The organism is Streptomyces sp. 1114.5 (assembly GCF_003635085.1).
GTDB lineage: Bacteria > Actinomycetota > Actinomycetes > Streptomycetales > Streptomycetaceae > Kitasatospora.
Map to the genome: position 1 here is coordinate 3,044,855 of NZ_RBXE01000001.1, position 18,118 is coordinate 3,062,972.

General features: G+C 69.2%; 17 protein-coding genes. 8 read left to right on the forward strand and 9 right to left on the reverse strand.

From position 1 onward, the window contains the following. Positions 1 to 104 precede the first annotated feature (104 nt). Positions 105 to 1,022, forward strand: coding sequence for a glutaminase (locus BX285_RS13445; protein ID WP_121175261.1), 918 nt, complete (start codon positions 105 to 107; stop codon positions 1,020 to 1,022). On the opposite strand, the gene BX285_RS13450 is transcribed toward BX285_RS13445, so the two are convergent. Together BX285_RS13450 and BX285_RS13455 are read right to left on the reverse strand one after the other, a co-directional pair. Further along, on the reverse strand, positions 991 to 1,221 hold the full coding sequence (locus BX285_RS13450; RefSeq protein WP_121175262.1) for a hypothetical protein: 231 nt from the start codon (positions 1,219 to 1,221) through the stop codon (positions 991 to 993). The genes BX285_RS13445 and BX285_RS13450 overlap by 32 nt on opposite strands. A 69-nt stretch (positions 1,222 to 1,290) precedes the next feature. After that, the gene (locus BX285_RS13455; protein WP_183107069.1) at positions 1,291 to 1,809 is read right to left on the reverse strand and encodes a helix-turn-helix domain-containing protein; all 519 of its coding nucleotides are present in this window, start codon (positions 1,807 to 1,809) and stop codon (positions 1,291 to 1,293) included. 99 nt (positions 1,810 to 1,908) lie between these two features. Between BX285_RS13455 and BX285_RS13460 the strand changes: the two genes are divergently transcribed. The 3 genes from BX285_RS13460 (at position 1,909) to BX285_RS13470 (ending at position 4,096) form a co-directional block, all read left to right on the forward strand. Further along, positions 1,909 to 2,694 carry an SDR family oxidoreductase gene (locus tag BX285_RS13460; RefSeq protein ID WP_121175263.1) on the forward strand — a complete coding sequence of 262 codons (786 nt, stop codon included), beginning with the start codon at positions 1,909 to 1,911 and terminating at the stop codon, positions 2,692 to 2,694. 58 nt (positions 2,695 to 2,752) lie between these two features. After that, positions 2,753 to 3,106, forward strand: coding sequence for a nuclear transport factor 2 family protein (locus BX285_RS13465; protein ID WP_121175264.1), 354 nt, complete (start codon positions 2,753 to 2,755; stop codon positions 3,104 to 3,106). A gap of 363 nt (positions 3,107 to 3,469) precedes the next feature. After that, positions 3,470 to 4,096, forward strand: a complete 627-nt coding sequence (locus tag BX285_RS13470; RefSeq protein WP_121175265.1) for a TetR/AcrR family transcriptional regulator — start codon at positions 3,470 to 3,472, stop codon at positions 4,094 to 4,096. Between the two features lie 304 nt (positions 4,097 to 4,400). On the opposite strand, the gene BX285_RS13475 is transcribed toward BX285_RS13470, so the two are convergent. The 3 genes from BX285_RS13475 to BX285_RS13485 are packed head-to-tail and all read right to left on the reverse strand — an operon-like array spanning position 4,401 to position 7,745. Next, positions 4,401 to 4,886, reverse strand: a complete 486-nt coding sequence (locus tag BX285_RS13475; RefSeq protein ID WP_121175266.1) for a VOC family protein — start codon at positions 4,884 to 4,886, stop codon at positions 4,401 to 4,403. A 2-nt stretch (positions 4,887 to 4,888) separates the two neighbouring features. Then, positions 4,889 to 6,226, reverse strand: a complete 1,338-nt coding sequence (locus BX285_RS13480) for an amidohydrolase family protein (protein WP_121175267.1) — start codon at positions 6,224 to 6,226, stop codon at positions 4,889 to 4,891. Positions 6,227 to 6,254: 28 nt separating this feature from the next. After that, positions 6,255 to 7,745 (reverse strand): FAD-dependent monooxygenase, encoded by a 1,491-nt coding sequence (locus BX285_RS13485; RefSeq protein WP_121175268.1) that lies wholly within the window; start codon positions 7,743 to 7,745, stop codon positions 6,255 to 6,257. 338 nt (positions 7,746 to 8,083) lie between these two features. On the opposite strand from BX285_RS13485, the gene BX285_RS13490 reads away from it, so the two are divergent. Then, complete coding sequence (locus tag BX285_RS13490) at positions 8,084 to 8,878, forward strand: SDR family NAD(P)-dependent oxidoreductase (RefSeq protein ID WP_121175269.1); 795 nt, start codon at positions 8,084 to 8,086, stop codon at positions 8,876 to 8,878. Between the two features lie 48 nt (positions 8,879 to 8,926). Here the strand turns inward: BX285_RS13490 and BX285_RS13495 are convergent, their stop codons facing one another. The 3 genes from BX285_RS13495 to BX285_RS13505 form a co-directional block, all read right to left on the reverse strand. After that, positions 8,927 to 9,394 carry a nuclear transport factor 2 family protein gene (locus BX285_RS13495; protein ID WP_121175270.1) on the reverse strand — a complete coding sequence of 156 codons (468 nt, stop codon included), beginning with the start codon at positions 9,392 to 9,394 and terminating at the stop codon, positions 8,927 to 8,929. Positions 9,395 to 9,460: 66 nt separating this feature from the next. Beyond that, the gene (locus BX285_RS13500) at positions 9,461 to 9,817 is read right to left on the reverse strand and encodes a nuclear transport factor 2 family protein (protein ID WP_097238195.1); all 357 of its coding nucleotides are present in this window, start codon (positions 9,815 to 9,817) and stop codon (positions 9,461 to 9,463) included. Between the two features lie 36 nt (positions 9,818 to 9,853). After that, the gene (locus tag BX285_RS13505; RefSeq protein ID WP_259470521.1) at positions 9,854 to 11,293 is read right to left on the reverse strand and encodes an aldehyde dehydrogenase family protein; all 1,440 of its coding nucleotides are present in this window, start codon (positions 11,291 to 11,293) and stop codon (positions 9,854 to 9,856) included. 235 nt (positions 11,294 to 11,528) lie between these two features. On the opposite strand from BX285_RS13505, the gene BX285_RS13510 reads away from it, so the two are divergent. Beyond that, on the forward strand, positions 11,529 to 12,377 hold the full coding sequence (locus BX285_RS13510; protein WP_121175271.1) for a helix-turn-helix transcriptional regulator: 849 nt from the start codon (positions 11,529 to 11,531) through the stop codon (positions 12,375 to 12,377). Positions 12,378 to 12,818: 441 nt separating this feature from the next. On the opposite strand, the gene BX285_RS13515 is transcribed toward BX285_RS13510, so the two are convergent. Beyond that, positions 12,819 to 14,888, reverse strand: a complete 2,070-nt coding sequence (locus BX285_RS13515) for a Shedu anti-phage system protein SduA domain-containing protein (RefSeq protein ID WP_121175272.1) — start codon at positions 14,886 to 14,888, stop codon at positions 12,819 to 12,821. Between the two features lie 485 nt (positions 14,889 to 15,373). Between BX285_RS13515 and BX285_RS13520 the strand changes: the two genes are divergently transcribed. Together BX285_RS13520 and BX285_RS13525 are read left to right on the forward strand one after the other, a co-directional pair. After that, the gene (locus BX285_RS13520) at positions 15,374 to 16,645 is read left to right on the forward strand and encodes a hypothetical protein (RefSeq protein WP_121175273.1); all 1,272 of its coding nucleotides are present in this window, start codon (positions 15,374 to 15,376) and stop codon (positions 16,643 to 16,645) included. Positions 16,646 to 16,842: 197 nt separating this feature from the next. Next, positions 16,843 to 17,799 carry a hypothetical protein gene (locus BX285_RS13525; RefSeq protein WP_147465157.1) on the forward strand — a complete coding sequence of 319 codons (957 nt, stop codon included), beginning with the start codon at positions 16,843 to 16,845 and terminating at the stop codon, positions 17,797 to 17,799. Positions 17,800 to 18,118: the final 319 nt, after the last annotated feature.

The window sequence follows — 18,118 nt, forward strand, 5'->3', positions numbered from 1 at the left end:
CGGACCCCTCCTCTCCGCTCCGGGTGCTCTTCCCCCCGCGAGCGCCCCGGCGCATGCTGATTCCGGGCCGGACAACGGAGTCCCGCCCGCGGAGGGGGATCGGCATGGACTACGAGAACCTGTTCGCACGCATCAACGACGCAGTGCTCCCCGTCCTGGCCGAGGGAACCGTCGCCCAGTACATCCCGGCCCTCGCCGCCGTCGACCCCCACCGGTTCGGCCTCGCGATCGCGGACACCCACACCCGCAAACCGCCGCGCGGTACCGGGGAGTGGCAGGTCCCGTTCTCCATCCAGTCCATCTCCAAGGTGTTCACCCTCGCCCTGGTCCTGGCCGTTGACGGCGATTCGTTGTGGACCCGGGTGGGGAAGGAGCCCTCCGGGTCACCCTTCAACTCCCTCGCCCAGCTGGAGCGGGAGAACGCGATCCCGCGCAACCCGTTCGTCAACGCCGGCGCACTGGTGATCACCGACCGGCTGCTCACCCTCACCGGGGATTCCCGGGGCACCCTGCGGGAGTTCCTCCGCACCGAGAGCGGCAACCCCCGCATCGACTTCGACGCCCAGGTCGCCTGGAGCGAGAGCCAGCACGGACACCGCAACGCCGCGCTCGCCCACCTGCTGGCCGACCACGGCCGCCTCGACAACCCCGTCCCGGACGTCCTCGACCACTACTTCTGGCAATGCGCCCTCACCATGAGCTGCCGCGACCTCGCCCTCGCCGCAGGGTTCCTGGCCAGGCACGGCCTCCGGGCCGACGGCACCCGGCTGCTCACCCGCAGCGAGGCCAAGCGCATCAACGCCGTCATGCTGATCGGCGGCACCTACGACGCCGCGGGCGAGTTCGCCCACCGCGTCGGCCTGCCCGCCAAGAGCGGCATCGGCGGCGGCATACTGGCCGTCATCCCGGGGCGCGGAACGCTCTGCACCTGGGGGCCGGCCCTCGACGGTCACGGCAACTCGATCGCGGGCATCACCGCGCTCGACGCCCTCACCACCCACACCGGCTGGTCCATCTTCTGACCGGCGGTGCACGGACCGGCCGGGGCAAGCCGGCTGCCGTCCGGTCGCACATGAGGGCGACGGTCTCGTCGAGGCGTGCCGAGTGGACGCCGAAGGAGGTTTCGCGCATGTACTGCTCGCGCAGCTCGTGGGCCTTCTTGTACGCGTCGGTCGAGAGCGCCTCGGCCATGGCCTCCTGTGACTCGAAGCCGATCTGCACGACGAGTCGTTGCGGCCTGGTGGATCGGGTACGGCCCTTCCCGGCCCGGCTCAGGTCTGTCGAGCAGCCTTACACCTCGTTCGCGGGGATGGCCTGCCGTGTCGCGTAGCGGTTGCGCATCGCGTCGCTCGCTGCGGGACCCGCGGTGAAGACATAGGTGCCGCTGTCGTCGAGTCGGCGGCCGGTCCTGGCGTCGACGACGACGGGCTCGACCTCCTCGCCGCTGCGCGCGTCGATGAGGATCATGCTGCGCTCGGCCGGTGTGAGACGGGAGTTGCCCCATGCGGCCAGGGCGACGATCACCGGACGCAGGGAGTGCCCGAGTTCGGTGAGGACGTACTCGTGGCGCACGGGGTTGGTCTGGTAGGGCCGGCGCTCCAGGAGTCCGTCCGCGACGAGGGTCTTCAGCCGGGTGGTGAGCATGCTGGAGGAGATGCCCAGGCTCTCCTGGAACTGGTCGAAGCGGGTGTAGCCGTCGAAGGCGTCGTGGAGGATCAGCAGCGTCCACCACTCGCCGACGTGTTCCACCGTCGTGGACAGCGGGCACTCCCGGTCCTCCAGCCTGATCCGGCTTGCCACGGCGACCATCCCCTCAGTTACTGCTAAAGTAGAAGTAAGTGGCTTCTATTCTAGCAGTCATAGCGGTAGCGGTGCTTTGCGTGCCCGCACCCGAGGACGGAGCACACCGTGACCACATCCATCAGCGAATCCCTCGAAGGCCGACGCGCTCTGGTCACCGGCGGCACCAAGGGCACCGGAGCCGCCATCGCCCGACGGCTCGCCGAGGCCGGCGCGACCGTGCTGGTCACCGCCCGCACCCGCCCCGACGGCGCCGACGAGAAGGCGTTCATCACCGCCGACCTGTCCACCGCCCAGGGCGCCGCCCACGTCGCCGCCGAGGTGGACGCCCGCGTGGGAGGCGTCGACATCCTGGTCAACACCCTCGGCGGTTCCGAGGCACCGGCCGGAGGGTTCGCGGCGCTCGGCGAGGACGACTGGGCCAGGGAGCTGAACACGAACCTGCTGGCCGCCGTCCGCCTGGACCGCGCACTCCTGCCGCACATGATCGCCACGGGCAAGGGCGCGGTCGTGCACGTCACCTCGATCCAGCGCCGCATGCCGCTGTGGAACGGCACCCTGGCCTACGCCGCCGCCAAGGCCGCCCTGACCACCTACAGCAAGGGCCTGGCCAACCAGGTCGCCCCGTACGGCGTCCGCGTCAACACCGTCTCGCCCGGCTTCGTCCAGACCTCGGCCGCCGACAACCTCGTCGCCCGGATCGCCCACGACGCGGACATCACCCAGGAAGCGGCGCTGGGACGGCTCATGGACTCCCTGGGCGGCATCCCGCTCGGCCGTCCCAACCGGCCCGAGGAGGTCGCCGAGCTCGTCGCCTTCCTCGTCTCCGACCGCGCCTCGGCCATCGTCGGCGCCGAACACGTCATCGACGGCGGCACCACCCCCACCGTCTGAACCCGCCCACCGTCTGAACCCGCCCACCGTCTGAACCCGCCACACCCCGAGGATCGTCATGCACGACAACCAGCCCCGAACCCCGGACGCCCTGCCCGAGGTGATCACCCGCTACCTCAAAGCGCACCGCGCCCACGACACCGCTACCGCGGTCACGGCGTTCACCGGCGAAGCCACGGTGATCGACGACGGCAACACCTACCAGGGCACCGAGGAGATCGAGGGGTGGCTCGGCCGATCCGCCACCGAATTCACCTACACCATCCACCTCACCAACGCCCAGCAGAGCGACGCGACCCACTACATCGCCACCCACCACCTCGAAGGCGACTTCCCCGGCGGCACCGTCGATCTGCGCTACCAGTTCACACTCCGCGACGACCTCATCGAACGCCTCGTCATCGAGCCCTGAGTCCGCCCCCTGCTGCCGGCCGTGCTCGGCCAGGCGCCGCGCGTACGGGTCCGCGGTCTGTTCCTTCACGCCGCCGCCGGGATGCCCCAGCACGATCGCGGGGCGGGGCACGCCGGTCTCGCCCGCGGGGGTGCGGAGGTGGCCGGCGAGCTTCGGTCCGGCGCCGGGGAAGGTGATGTCCGTCGTCATGATGGTGCTCTCCGGGTGGCACGAGGGTCGGGCTCCGGTGACCGTGGCGGCCACGTTCACCACCGCCGCGCCCCCTCCCAGGAGGCACCGCGCTTCCTCCTCCAGTGGTCGGCCCGCCCACCCGCCCCGCCGAGCCTGAAACGGGAACAGGCGTTTTCGTTTAGGGTGTGGGGTATGCCTCGACTGAGTGATGAGACGCGGGAGGAGCGGCGGCGCCACATCCTCACCAGCGCCTGGCGCTGCTTCTCCCGCGACGGCTTCCACGCCACGTCGATGGACGACGTGATCACCGCGACCGGTATGTCCTCCAGTGCGGTGTACCGGTACTTCCGCAGCAAGGACGACCTCATCCTGGCCGCCACCGACGAGTCCCTGGCCCTGGTCCGCGACCTGTTCAGCGGGCTGCTGGAGCAGCGTCCCACCCCGTCGCCGGCCCAGGTCGTGGCCGCGATGGTGGCCGAGCTGCGGGACCGTGAGCCGGGGCAGGGTGACGACCTGCGGCGTATCGCCATCCAGGCGTGGGGGGAGGCGCTGCGCAGGCCGGAGCTGGCGGAGCGGACCCGCTCCTTCTACCTGGACGTGCGCGGCAGTCTCGCCGAGCTGGCCGGGCGGTGGCGCGAGGAGGGCCGGCTCGGGCCGCAGGCGGACCCGGAGGCGGTGGCGTCGGTGCTGATGTCCCTGATGCCGGGGCTGCTGGTCGGCCGCTACCTGGTGGACCCGGTCTCGGTGGACCGCATGGTCGAGGGCCTGTCGGCCCTCGCCTCGGCATTCCCTCCGGGGCAGGACGGCGACGGGCTGTAGCGGTTCTGCGGAACCGTCAGCTCGTGTTCGGGCCCCGGGCCGGGATGAGACCGGGCCGTTCGCCGGTCCGGTGGCGGGACTACCGGATGCCGCGCCCGGAGGCGCTCGTTCGGGCGGCGACAGCCGCACCCTCTCCCGATGGCGGCGAACTCGTCGGCCTCTTCCGGGAGTTGCCGAGCGCCGAGGACCGCAGCCCGGCCTTCCGTCCGGGTGTCCTCTCACCGCCCGCGGCCCCGGCCGTACGGTGGCCTGCCCCCGGCCGCGGCCGGGGCCGGGGCCGGGGCCGCCGGAGACGGATCGGGGTTCACGGAGCGGGGCGCCGTGGCCGGTGGGAGGGGGCGAGCCAGGGCGAGTCGTACTCGACGTGCTCGGGGCCCAGGTCGTGGGGGGTGTTGGTGTAGAGGCGCAGGCGCAGCCCGTCGGGGTCGGGGACGACGAGGAGCCAGCCCGAGAGAGCGACGACCGGCGGCGAGTGGAGGACGTCGAGTGCGTCGAGGTGGGCGGTCCAGCGGTCGAGGGCGGGGCGGTCGTCGACGGCGAGGGTGAGGAAGTCGTAGCCGTTGAGGGCGGTGCAGGTGGCCGGGTCGAGGCGCAGTTCGAGGCGGGTGTCCAGGCCGGGGGTGTCGAGGATGACGGCGAACAGGGTGCCGTCGGGGCGGCGGTGGTCGAGGGCCTCGACGCGGCGGGCGCCGAGGACCGCGGTGTACCAGCGGGCGCTGCGCTCCAGGTCGGTGACGGGCAGCTTGAGGTGGTGGATACCGGTGTAGGGCGGGGCGGTGGTGGGGTTCATCGTCAGCTCCCGATCTTTGCGGCACCGGCAGCGGCACCGGCAGCGGCACCGGCACCGGCAGCGGCACCGGCAGCGGCACTGGCACCGGCGCCGCCGGCGGCGAGGGCGGGGCGGTCGACGGGGGTGCCGCGGCGCCACAGGCGGGTGATGGCGCGCAGGGCGGTGATGTCGTGGGTGGGGTCGCCGTCGACGAGGAGCAGGTCGGCGCGCAGCCCGGGGGCGATGCGGCCGCGGTCGGTGAGGGCGAAGGCGTCGGCGGGTGCGGCGGTGGCGGCGGTCAGTGCCTGGGCGGGGGTGAGTCCGGCGGCCACCAGCAGGGCGAGTTCGCCGTGGTAGCTGATGCCGTGGGTGGTGGGGTGGCCCATCCCGCCGGTGCCGTCGGTGCCGGCCAGCAGGGGGACGCCGAGGCGGAACATGCGCAGGGCGGCGTCGGCTGCGTGGGCCGGGTCCATGCTGATCGGGCCGACGCGCTCCGCGGGGTTCGTGGTGCGGATGCGGTCGAGCTCTTCGAGCCATCGCGCCTCGGCGTAGGGGCGCAGCCGGGGGTCGTCGGCGAGTGCGTACTCGGCCGGGGTGGGAGTCATGCCGGTGAGTGCGGTCAGGGTGGGGACGACGAAGACGCCGTGGGCGGCGGCGGCCTCGATCAGGTCGTCGCTGCTGGGGCCGTCGGCGGGGGCGTGGGCGAGGCCGTCGACGCCGCAGTCGACGGCCTGGCGGGCGGCGGTGCGGGTGAGGGTGTGGGCGATGGTGCGCAGGCCGCGTTCGTGGGCGGCGCGCACCAGGGCGGTGACGGTCCGCGCGGACATCAGCGGCATCGGGTGGCCGATGGCGGTGCCGTCCTCGATGAAGATCTTGAGGTGGTCGGCGCCTTCGGCGACCCGGGCCGCGACGAAGGCGTCGGCGTCCTGCCACCGGGCGACGGTGGGGAAGGGGTCGAGCAGGCCGGACTCGACCAGCTGGCCGGGGTGTCCGCCGGGGGTGGTGGCGCCGGTGGTGGCGACGCGCAGGTCGGCGAGGTCGTCCCGGTCGCCTGCGGCGGCCCGCAGCCGGCGGGCGGTGGCGGGTGCGCCGCCCATGTCGAGTTCGGTGGTGATCCCGAACAGCAGGGACTGGCGGAGCTGTCCGGTGTCGGTGGCGTGGGTGTGGGCGTCGATCAGGCCGGGGAGCAGGGTGCGGCCGGCTCCGTCGACGAGGTGCGCGTCCTCGGGCAGCGGCAGGGCGTCGCCGACGGCGGTGATGAGCGGGCCCTCGATCAGGACGTCGCGGGCGGGGTGGAGGCGGGTGCCGTCGAAGACGGCGGCCCGGCGGATGAGGGTGGGGCGGGAGGCGGCAGTGGTCATGTCCGTGACTCCTTCGAAGGTGCGGTCTTCAGGCCGAGGGGTCGAGGGGAAGGTGGTCGGCCAGGCGGGCGGCCACCTCGCCGGGCGTGGCCGGCAGGCCGTGGGCGGCGAGGTAGCCGTCCGGGCGGACCAGCAGGGTGGTGTCCAGCGCGGGGATGTGCCGGACCGTCAGGAGGCCGTGCACCGCGGACGTGTCGGGGGCGGCGGCCGCTGCGGTGGGTGTGCCGGGCAGGGCCAGGGTCCAGTGCAGGCCGTCCGGGGGGACGAGCCGCGGGCTGACCCGGGTGCCGGGGCGCGGGGTGTCGAGGTCGGGCCGGTCGGTGTAGCCGATGTCGAGCTGGGCGAGCTTGGCGGCGATCCAGCCGGTGGTGCCCGGGGTGCCGGCGGCGGCGGACAGCAGGGCGTTGCGCCGCGTGCAGGCGGCCGGGTCGGTCAGGGCGGCGGCCTCGGCGAAGCGGGCGGTGAAGGAGACGAGTGCGCGGGCGACGGGGTGCCGTTCCCGGTGGTAGCTGTCCAGCAGTTCCTCCGGTGCCGTCCCGCTCAGGACGGCGTGCAGCTTCCAGGCCAGGTTCCCGGCGTCCTGGATGCCGGTGTTCATGCCCTGCCCGCCGGCGGGGCTGTGGGTGTGGGCGGCGTCGCCGACCAGCAGGACGGGCCCGGCGCGAAACGACTCGGCGACCCTCTCCTGCACCCGGTACGTCGAGGCGGCGACCACCTCGGCGACCCGCGCCGCCCCTTGTGCGGGACCGCGCTCGGCCAGCAGCCGCTCGACGTCCGCCGCGCACGGCGCGGCCGATCCGGCAGCGGCGGGGGCGACCAGCCGGTGCAGGCCGCCGGCGAGCGGGGAGAGCAGCAGCATGCCCGCCGAGGAGAGGAAGAACGTGGGGTCCTCGCAGTCCGCGGCCCGCGTGCCGGCCTTGAGGCGGACGTCGGCGAGCGCGAACAGCTGCTCCCGCGCGGTGCCGGGGAAGGTGATGCCCGCCGCCGTGCGCACCGTACTGTGCAGGCCGTCGCAGCCGATGAGGTAGCGGGCGGAGACGGCACGCAGCACCCCGTCCGGACCGGCGACCGTCGCGCTCACGCCGGGACGGTCGGGAGTGATGCCCAGCAGGCGGTGGTTGCGGTGCACGGCGCCGCCCAGCTCCTCCAGCCGCGCGAGCAGGTGCTCCTCGGTCCTCTGCTGGGAGGCGAGCAGCATGTACGGGTGGGGGGTGTCCAACTGGTCGTAGCAGGCCCGCAGGAGCGTCCGGTCACGGTCGTGGAGGCTGAACCCCCGCGCCTTCGTCCCGGCCCGGACGAGCGGGGCGCCGACCCCGATCCGGTCCAGGTACTCCAGGGTGCGGGGCTGGACGGCCGCCGCCCGGCTGCCGGGGCCGATCCCGGCGCCCCGGTCGATCAAGACATGGTCCACGCCCAGCTGGCGCAGGCTCACCGCCAGCGCCAGACCGGCAGGACCGGCCCCGACGATCAGCACAGCGGTCTGGCAGGGAAGGGGTTCGACAAGCGGTAAGGCGGTCATGACACGCTCCTCGCCGTACAGGAGGGCGGCCGCCGGAGGACTCCGAGCAGCAGCACACCAAGCGGAAACGAACGTTTCCGTTTCACGTCGACGGTAGCATTCGCCACCTCATAGCGCAAACGGTCGTTTCGCTTTGGGGTGGGATTTCCGGCGGGCCCACCGGCCCGCGCACGCGGCCCGAGCGCGCACCGCCCGACGGCCCGACGGCCCACCGCCCGGGGCCTCACCGCCTGTTCCCGGGTGCGGTGCACCGAGGAAGACACGGCCTTCCCCGGCCCCCGGCGGGTGCGCATGATCGAGTCGACCGTGCTCGGCGCCTTCTCGCGAGGGGAGAATCCATGACAGCGAACTCCACACCCCGGCCCGCAGCCGCAACCGCGGACCTCTTCCGGCTCGACGGGCGGCGGGCGGTGGTGATCGGCGCGGGCAGCGGCATCGGCGCCGCGAGCGCGCGCGCCCTCGCCGCCCACGGCGCGGAGGTGGTCTGCGCCGACCGCGACCTGGCCGCCGCCACCGCCACCGCTGCCGCGACCGGCGGCGAACCGTACCCGCTGGACGTCCTGGACCGCGCAGCCGTGCGGGCCGCGCCCGCCGACCTGGGGGACGTCGACGTGCTCGTCTTCACCCCGGCGACGAACATCCGCAGGCACCTGGTCGACTACGCCGACGAGGAGTTCGACCACATCGTCGACCTCAACCTGCGCGCGCCCTTCGACCTCCTGCGCGCCTTCGGCCGCCCGATGGCCGAACGCGGCCGCGGCTCGATCATCGGCGTCTCTTCGATCCGCGCCGTCACCGTGGAACCCGCCCAGGGCATCTACTCCGCGACCAAGGCCGCCCTGGTGGCCCTGCTGAACACGGCGGCCGCCGAACTCGGCCCGCTCGGCGTGCGGGTGAACACGCTCGCCCCCGGGGTGGTCGAGTCGCCGATGACGACCTGGGCCACGTCCGACCCCGCGCGCTACGACTCGTACGCGGCCAAGACCGTGCTGGGCCGCTGGGCGCAGCCCGAGGAGATGGCGGGTGCGGTGGTGTTCCTGGCCTCGGACGCCGCGAGCTACGTGACCGCCGGCGTGCTCACCGTCGACGGCGGGTGGACGGCCGTCGACGGCCACTTCGCTCCACCGCAGTGAATCGGGGACGGGCCCCGGCCGCCACGGCAGCCGGGGCCACCGGTGTGGTCAGGCACTGGGAAACATGGCCTTCGTCATCTCCTGCGCACCACCGATCGTGTCGATGACGACCAGGGGGTTGGAGTAGTCCCGCCAGTGGACGATCCGCCGCTGTCGGATCGTCACGATCGAGACGTAGCGCTGGTGGTAGGGCCTGCCGGTGGCGACCCCGGTGCCGTGGCCGGCGTACTCCAGGATCACCACGTCCGGGGTGGTGGTCGGGTAGACCTTGGAATCGCTCATGCGCTCCAGGGCGATGATGCGCCCGTACCCGCGGAACGAGTCGATGATCGCCTGGCGTCCGTGCAGCGCGGGCGGTGTGCCCGGGGGCGCGTAGAGGAACTCCATGACGACGTCGTCCGCGAACAGGTCGAAGTAGTGCTCGCCGTCGGTCAGACCGGCCAGTGACTCCTCGACCAGTTCCATGAAGGGGCCCAGGGCCCTGAACTGCGCGTAGTCGACCATCGTCTCGCTCATCGTGTCTTCCGAATCCCGGCACGGGCCGCCGGCCGGCGGCCCGTGCCGCTTGCTGTCCGCGCCGCGTCAGACCTGGTTGTTCCACATCCGGAACATCACGCAGCTGCCGTGGTCGTCGAAGGTCACCGTCCAGAGGTTGGCGAAGGTGCCGAGCTCCTCGTAGGCGCCGGTGCCCTTGATCGCGGCCGTGTCCCCGTTGATCATGAGAATGGACCATTCGAAGTCCCAGCCGCCCTGCTGCCAGGCCTGGCGGGACTGCCAGCCCTTCACGATCTCCTCGCGGCCGATCCAGTCGGTCTCATACGGCCACTCGTGGTACTCTGCGTCGGCGGAGAACAGGGCCGCGATGTCCTCGGGCGCGTTGCTGCGCCAGGCCCGCACGTACGCCTGGACCCAGTCGTTGACCTGCTGTTCGGTCGGCATCGCCGGCCTCCTTCGTCGTCGGTCCACGCCCGGGTCTCAGGCCGAGGCCGCAGCGGCGTGGCGGAGGGTGAAGGTCTGGGGCGCGGTGTATTCGAGCAGGCCCTCGGCGCCGCTCTCCGAGCCGAGCCCGGACTGCTTGTGGCCCGCGAAGGTGACGAGCGGGGTGAGGTGCTGGACCTCGTTGATCCACACCGTGCCGGCCCGCAGGCGCCGTCCGACGGCCAGGGCCGCCCGCGGGTCGGACGACCAGACGGAGGCGCCGAGGCCGTACTCGCTCGCGTTCGCCCGGGCGACGGCGTCCTCGACGTCGTCGAAGGAGAGCACCGGCAGGACCGGCCCGAACTGCTCCTCCTGGACGATCCGCGAGGACTCCGGGGGATCGTCCACGAGCGTCGGCACCACGAAGTAGCCCGGCCCCGCTCCGGCCCGGCCGCCGGTGGCGAAGCGGTGGCCCTGGGCGTGGGAGTCCTGGAGGAGGTCGAGGACCCGCTCGTACTGCGGGCGGTTCTGCACCGGGCCGAGCCTCACGCCCGGCTCGGTGCCGCGGCCGACCCGCACGGTGGCGGCATAGGCGGCCAGCGCCCGCAGGAGCGGCTGGTGGATGTCGCGGTGGACGTACAGCCGCTTGATCGCCAGGCACACCTGGCCGCTGTTGGCGAAGGCACCCCAGAACAGCTTCTCCGCGACGGCGGGCACATCGACGTCCGGCAGGACGATCGCCGCGTCGTTGCCGCCCAGTTCCAGGGTCACCCGGGTCAGCGTCGGCGCCGCGCCGGCCATCACCCGGCGGCCGGTGCGGGTGGAGCCGGTGTAGCTGATCATGTCGATGCCGGGGTGCGCGGTCATCCACGGCCCCAGCTCGGCGCCGCCCGAGACGACGTTCAGGACACCGGGCGGCAGGACCTCGCACAGCAGCTCGCCGACCTTCAGGGTGACCAGCGGGGTGGACGGGGACGGCTTCCACACCACCGTGTTGCCCGCCAGCAGCGCCGGGGCGAGTTTGAACCCCGCGTTGCCCAGCGGGTAGTTCCACGGAACGATCGCGCCCACCACCCCCAGCGGCACCCGGCGGGTCACCGAGAGCCGCTCCGCGCTGTCCTCGTTCACCGTCTCCGGCAGCGACAGCGACGCCGTCCCCCGCAGCCAGTACCCGAACCCGAGGATCTCCGCGGCGGCGTCGTCCAACGACTTGCCCTGCTCCCGGGTCAGGAGCCACTTGAGGGGTTCCAGGTGCGCCTCGACCGTGTCGGCGACCGCCAGCACGAGCCTGCGCCGCTCCTCCAACGGCGTCGCCGACCAACCGGGCAGGGCTGCCCTGGCCGCCGCCACCGCCTGGTCGAGCTGCTCGGGCGAGCAGACCGGCGCCCTGGCCACGACCGTCTCGTCAGCCGGGTCGAGGACCTCGTAGGACGCCGCACCCGGCACCGCCCGGCCGGCGATGGTCATGGTGAAGTCGGTGAAGGCACTGGCGTCCATGGTGGTTCTCCTGGCACGACGATCGCTGGTGTGTGCCCGCCTTCGGGGCGGACGTCCGGCCCGGTGCCCCAAGGCCGCGGACCGGCACACCATCGACTATCGGCACCGCACAGGCCACCAGGAAGGCCGGGCCTGCCTAGGAGTGCCACACCCAGGAACAGACGCCCGAATCCGCGCCACGACCGGTGCGAGCCGCCCCGGCGAGCCGGTGGCCTGGGCGGCGTACGATGCGAGCATGAGTGGCCACGAGCTGGGCGCGTTCCTAAGGGCACGCCGCTCCCGGGTGACGCCCGCCGACGTGGGCCTGCCCACCTCCGGCTCCCGCCGGGTCGCGGGCCTGCGGCGCGAAGAAGTCGCCGTTCTGGCCGGCGTCAGCGCCGACTACTACGCCCGCCTGGAACAGGGCCGCGAGACCAACCCCTCCGGCCAGGTGATCGACGCCATCGCCGGCGCCCTGCGCCTTGGCACCGACGCCCGCTGGCACGCCTACCGCCTGGCCGGCCTGCTACCCAAGTCGGCGCCCGCCCACTCGCACGACCAGGTGCACCCCGCCCTCCTCCAGCTCATGGACGCCTTCCCCACGGCCGTGGCCTACGTCATCAACCGCCGCTTGGACGTCCTCGCCTCCAACTCCCTCGCCGACGCCCTGCTCTCACCCCTGGCCGACCCGCGCCGCATGGTGCGCTCCCTCTTCCACGACCCGGCCGCCCGCGAACTCTTCGCGGACTGGCACAGCGTCGCCCGCGACACCGTCGAAGCACTGCGCCTGGCCGCCGGACACGACCGCCACGACCCCGAGCTCGCCGCCATGGTGCGCGAACTGATCACCGACAGCCCGGAGTTCGCCGCCCTGTGGCGCGACCACAGCGTCAGCGGCCTGGGCCGCAAGACCAAGGTCTTCAACCATCCCGACGTCGGCCGCATCACCCTCACCTACCAGGCGTTCGACGTGCAGGGCGCCGACGGCCAGTACCTCCTCGTCGGCACCACGGCGCCGGGCAGCACCGACACCGACTCCCTCGCACTCCTCGGCTCCCTCCACGCAGCGGGACACCGGGACGACGTACGGCCCGCCGGCAGCTGACCGATTGCCGTCCGGCGAGGGCCGTCTGTCGGCCATGCGCGGGAGAAGCTGTTGGGCTCGGCGGTCTGCGGTCTCGTGCTCCGTTTCACTCCGATTTCACATCGCGAGCCACCGGATGTCCGACGGCGGGTCCGAAGACAGCGTTTCCGCAGGTCAGAAGGGTGTCCGACCTGCGGAAACGATGAGCGATCACACTGCGTTTCCGCAGGTCAGAGAGGGTCCTACAGGTCGTAGTTCTGATCGAACGCGCCTCTGATCTGCGGAAAAATGACTCTCAAGGAAGATCATTTCACAACCAGTGCACACGCGGCGGCCTCAACGAATGAGGGACACCGGAAAGTGTCGGGTGGTGATGAGAGGTCGCGCCGCTTGCTCGTTGTGCGGCCTACGGAGAGCTACCGAAGTGCGAGCCCTCCCTGGCCGCGAGGGGGCGACAGAGTCCTACTGGTCCGCCACGATGAAGCATGCTCGGTCGTAGAGTTCGTCGAACGTAATGACCTCGATGCCTTGGACGGAGGATCGGTAGAGTTCGAAGGAGCTGAGCTTTTCTGGGTTGACCTCGCCGTTGTGTTTGAATTCGGCCAGGCTGCCGATCACGAGGACCTGGCGGGGTTTGGTGGTCGAGAGTTCGGTACCGGTCGGGGTGCCGTCAGCCTGGTAGAGCCGGGTCAGTTCCTTGGATATCAGCCGTTGGGCTTTGTGGACGGTCTTCTGCACTTGGGCGACTCCGCCTCCGAGTTCCGTCGAGACCTGGTAGACGTCCGGGGTGCGGTAGAGGGTCTTGGCGAGCAGTGGCGTTTCATGGGTCTTGATCTCGCAGAACAGCATGCTGCTGATGAAACCTTTGGAGCGCATGATCGCGTCGATCCGCTTGCCGGCTCCGGTGAAGATGTTGGCCCCGGTGGTGATGCGTTCCAGCTTGCCGTCATCGAGGGTCTCGCAGGCGACGAGGTTGAGACCGTAGCCGAAGATCCAGGAATTTCCTTCGAAGTAGTCCTGCCAGAGCGCTTCGCTGGACTTGGCGGTTCGGTCCTTCTCCTCCTGAAAATATTCAGGGTCGTTCAGCAGCCGGTCGAAGCGCTGGAGCTGGATCTTGCGGTTGCTGATGAGGCGGATGTCTTCTTCGGTGAGCGAACCACCGATGGCGGTCTTGAGCGCTTGCAGGAGCATAGTCCGGTCCTGGCCGGTCAGAACTTCGGCGAGCTGATCGGCATCGCCGACAGCCAGACCGGCACGACTGCCCGGGGTGTGGAGCCCGGTGCACCCTTGGAGGAAGTTGATGACCTTCCAGAAGTTCTCGTGGGCGTCGCTGGTGTCGACGACCGCCTTGATGAGCTGTGTGCTCTCGGTGCCGGGAATGACCTCCATGGCCGCTGCCTTCTCGGCTTTGCTCTTGTCCTTCTTCCACAGCTTGATTCGGGGGGAGTAGATATCGCCCTTCCTGATGATGGTGACGTTGCACAGCGTCGCTACTTGGGGTCGGTCGTCGAGCACGAAGTCGGTGACCGGCCTGTTCGCCCGCGTGTCGTAGAGGTAGTGGAAGCCGCCGTCCGCAGCGGAGCGGATCTCAAGGTCGGAGAAGTCCTGGCGCACAACGTCGAAGTCGGTGGAAGCGAAGTTGAGGCGGGCGCCGCGGATCACGGGGGAAGCCGGTGTGACCGCGCGGCCTCTCCAGTCGTGCGGGATGTAGGGCATCGGCCCCATATCGCCTTCGATCACGAGCGACTGCACGTCTTCGCGTCCGAGCCGTGCGAGTACTGCTCCCAATTGGTGCCAGGTCGCCTCGGCCACCGCTGGCGTGAACGCGGGGATGAGTGGGCGGTCGACGGTGAGGACGGCTTCGTACGTGCTGGCAGTCCAGTTGTCGCCCGGCATGGGGTGGTAGAAGCCGCCGTCGCGACGCAACGTGAGTCTGGTCTTGGGCAGGAGGTCGCGGGCGGCCTCCTGCCCGTCGCAGTCGAGGAGGCTGTAGACCTGGCCGAGAACGAGGTCGAGCTTGCCCGCGTCATCGTCGTTCAAGGGCAACGACACCAGCAGGCCGGCAGCCTGTACCCGGACAGGTGAGTAGATCGGCCGGCCTGACAGGAACTGGTAAGCGCGAAGTGCCCAGCCATCGGGTTCCAAGATGCGGTTCAGTTGATCGACGTGCCGTGAGGCTTGGTCGACGTCGGAAAGCACTTCCGGGTGCAGGGCCTCCACGAGGAAGGCGAGCAGTACCTCGTCCGGACCGGATCGGAGTCCCAGGCGTGGATCCGTGAAGATCCAGTCGTCGTCCCAGTCGTCGTTGTTGAGCCGGTGCTGAGCTATGTCGCCGCGTGCAGTGGTGAACCGGCTGTCGGTCGACGGCAACTCGTCCAGTTTGTAGAGACGCTCCAGGAACGCGATCTCGTCGTCGAGTCGCCCCCACCACGGGGTGCCGGTACTGCGCAGGTAGTCAAAAATGTCACGCCGCGTCACTGCGGTGATCTTCGTCATGGCGGGTGGGGCCGCAGAGGCGTTGGACAGGGTCATGCGTTCAGAATGGACCTCCAGGTACTAACTCGTCTGGAGATTGACGGCTTTCGAGCCCATCGCCCGGTATGGCGAGGAGGACCGTGATCTTGGTCCGGTGGAGCTTGAATATCGCGCCGTCACGTTCAGGGTAGGGTCGCCACGTTGGCCACCTCACCGAGTTGGAAAGACACGAAGGATGTCCCCTCGTTCCGGTTGCGCAGCCAACACAGCATCGACGGGCAGTGCGAGTAGCTGGCCGGGACCTGAGCTGGGAGCCGGCGGCGGCGCAGTGTGTGGGAGGCAGGTCACGCTTGGCCGGCGGGGACTCAAGTGCATGCGACTGAGAGCGATCTACTGCGAGACATAGCTCTGGCGTGATCTCTACAATCAGCTGTAGGAGCGGCGTGAAGCCCGGGCCGCTGTGGGTGGTCAACTCTCCGGCGCGCGGGGCTGCGAGGTCTAGGTGCGCTTTCGGCGCGAGTGCCTGATCGGTAGGGGGTTCGATGGAGAACTATGAGGCTGGGCTCAGGAGCCAGGATGTCCATCAAGGGCTGCGCAACATGGACCCGCACTCACCGGCCTTGGTCCCGCTAACGAAGACTCGGCTGGTCGGCAGCGCTGCTGACGTCGCTTCCCTGATCCGAGGGCGCGAAGTGGTCCAGGATGTGTCCGCGCTACAGGTGATAGCGGTTAGGGAGCTCGACGTGGCCCCGTCCTCGTTCGAGCAAGTGTTGGAGGTCCTCGAGACCGCTGGCTTTGTCGATCTTGTCCGCAACAACCGAGGCGAGCCTGTCGGACTCACCGAGAACGTGCCCGTCTACCGGACGCTCTACGAGGACCTTGGGTTGGCATGGCGAGAGAGTCGTCCTCGGCAGATCGAGGAGGAAATGCTCGCCGTTGTGCGACGCCTGGCCAAGGGTCCGGTTCCGGTTGAGTCGCTTGCTTCGGAAGTTGGCATCGATTCACATCCTGACGATATCGTCATGCTGGGGCGCGACTCCAGCATCCTCAAGGTTGAGTCGACGCTCGACGGAGACATCCTTTACTCCCCCTTCTCGGCATTTGAGAATCCGTCAGTCTTGAATGGGCTTCTAGTGGAACACGGAAGTGCCCAGATGCAGGACGAGTTTGAGAAACTGCATGGGCATCAGGGCCTCCCCATTACGGCAGGGACCTATCCAATGCTCACAGATGCTGTCGCCCGTGGACTCATTTCTGCGCCCTCTGTTGCGCTGCCGGATGGGAAAGAGATGTCCTTTGCCGTCCTTCCCTACACTCTGGATCGGGAGTTGCTCACAGAGCGAAAGCCGGTCCTGGACAAGGCGCTGGCAATCGTTGCATGTGTGAGGTGCGGTCAACAGTTCGGTGGCTCCACCAATGTCTCAAGTGCACTTGCGATCATCTCTGCGCTGCTTGATCCGGGGAGGGGGAAGCTGGCGCCGCACAGCTCTCACGAACGTCAATACGCTTTGATGCGGAATCTTGGGGTTATCCGATTTGGCGCTGACCCGTATCCCGGCGGCACGTGGGTCCAGCCTGTTTTTGTCGATACTCCGGACAATCGTGAAGCGATGGAAATTGCACGCGAGTTGATTGGGGCTGGCGAGACGATGGCTGGCAGGACTCCGTCTCCTGAGACGCGACAGCTGCTTGATCTGGATGCTTCGTACCTGCGTCCCATTCAGACGGTCTCCCGGACGCGCACGAGGCCGGATGTCACTCCCTCCCAGTACCGTGGCTTCTGGGATGCGCTGATGGGAAGGGGATCGCTGTGACTGAGTTGGATCTGGAGCTGAAGGCGCTTGGCCGGCGCCTTCTGTGGACCATGGGGTTCTCCACCAGGGTGGATGTCCAGATGCGCTCGTACGTCCCTGTACGATCCCGAGGAGGGAGAAATAGCACCGGGTTTGAGTCATACACGGACCTTGACGTCCTTGGTATTGCCTTTAGCCCTGGGTTTCAGACGCAGCGTGTGGTCATCGACTGCAAGACAACAAAGTCGGGTTCAACCGAGAGGATGTTCTGGCTTCGAGGTCTCGCCGACTTTTTCGAAGCCGATATGGCGTACATGCTGCGCAGTAAGGCTGTCACCGATTCGGCTCGACAGCTTGCTTCGCGATTGAATCTTGGCGCGTTGCTTCCTGCCGATGTCGAAGAGATGGAAAAACTTCACAGGGTTCCATTCGACTTTACGATTGGTCCTCTGGCGCAGCTATTCGATCCCGCATCGATTGCGAGGCAGCTAGAGAGGAGTCGGCAGGTTGACGACCGGCTCCAGTCGCTCATGGAGTACCTCGAGTTCGATTACTGGGTCTACGACCCTTATCGGAATCTCGCCCAGATGGTCGCTCACCTTGCGGATGTCCGAGGTGTTCTCAGTCCGAATAATCCGCGCCACTTGGCTATCCTATTCGATTGTGTTTGGCTCTACCTGGCGACCTGTGCCAAAGCAATTGAATACGTGCGGATTACGCACATCTCAGATGTGGACAAGAATCTCCAGGCGTACCTGTTTGGGGGGCAAGTTGGTTTCAGGGAGAAGCAGCAGCTGGCTACTCGGATGCGCAGCTTGGTTGGTGACGACCCTTCTCTGGGGGGCGTCCTGCCAGATTGGTATCCGGGGCTTCTGGAACTCATCGGTCGGCTGATCAGAAATCCGTCCATGTTTGCGGCGGCAATGCGCTATTCGGAGTGGATGAATTTCTCTCTCGCTATCGACGATCCACACAGTATTCGTGACGCTTTTGGAAATTTCTCCCAGCCCTTGGCGGCGAAACTGGTGGCCGACGTTGCGGGGTTTCTGGTAGCGGCGGCAGGGCTCAAGCCCAGCTTTCGGTCAGCCGCTCGGGCCTTTGTTGTTGATGACTTTTTCGTTGATTCACAGGAGCAGATCCCAGGGCAGCTTTCGCTGGGCGACCCCCAAAGCTAAGGCGCAACTTCCTGATTCGAGTGGAGACCGCTGCCCGGTATGCGATGACAATCGTTGCGCTGGACTCGCTGTTTAGCACCGGATCGAGGGCTGCATTGCCCGGGAGATTTCCACTCAAGACCTGATCTCGAGGATGACCTGCAACCTGCAGTGGAGATGTTGCCTGGCGCGGTCGGCACCGACCTGTCTGAGCCGCCCGAGTCGAAGCCTCGGCGTGGCCCTGCCGCTGCCCGGCGTCGGAACGGGTGTACCCAGGCGCCGAGGTGATGTGGCGCATGACCGCCAGGGCTGTGGTGTGTGCGGGGTGTTCCTGTTCGAC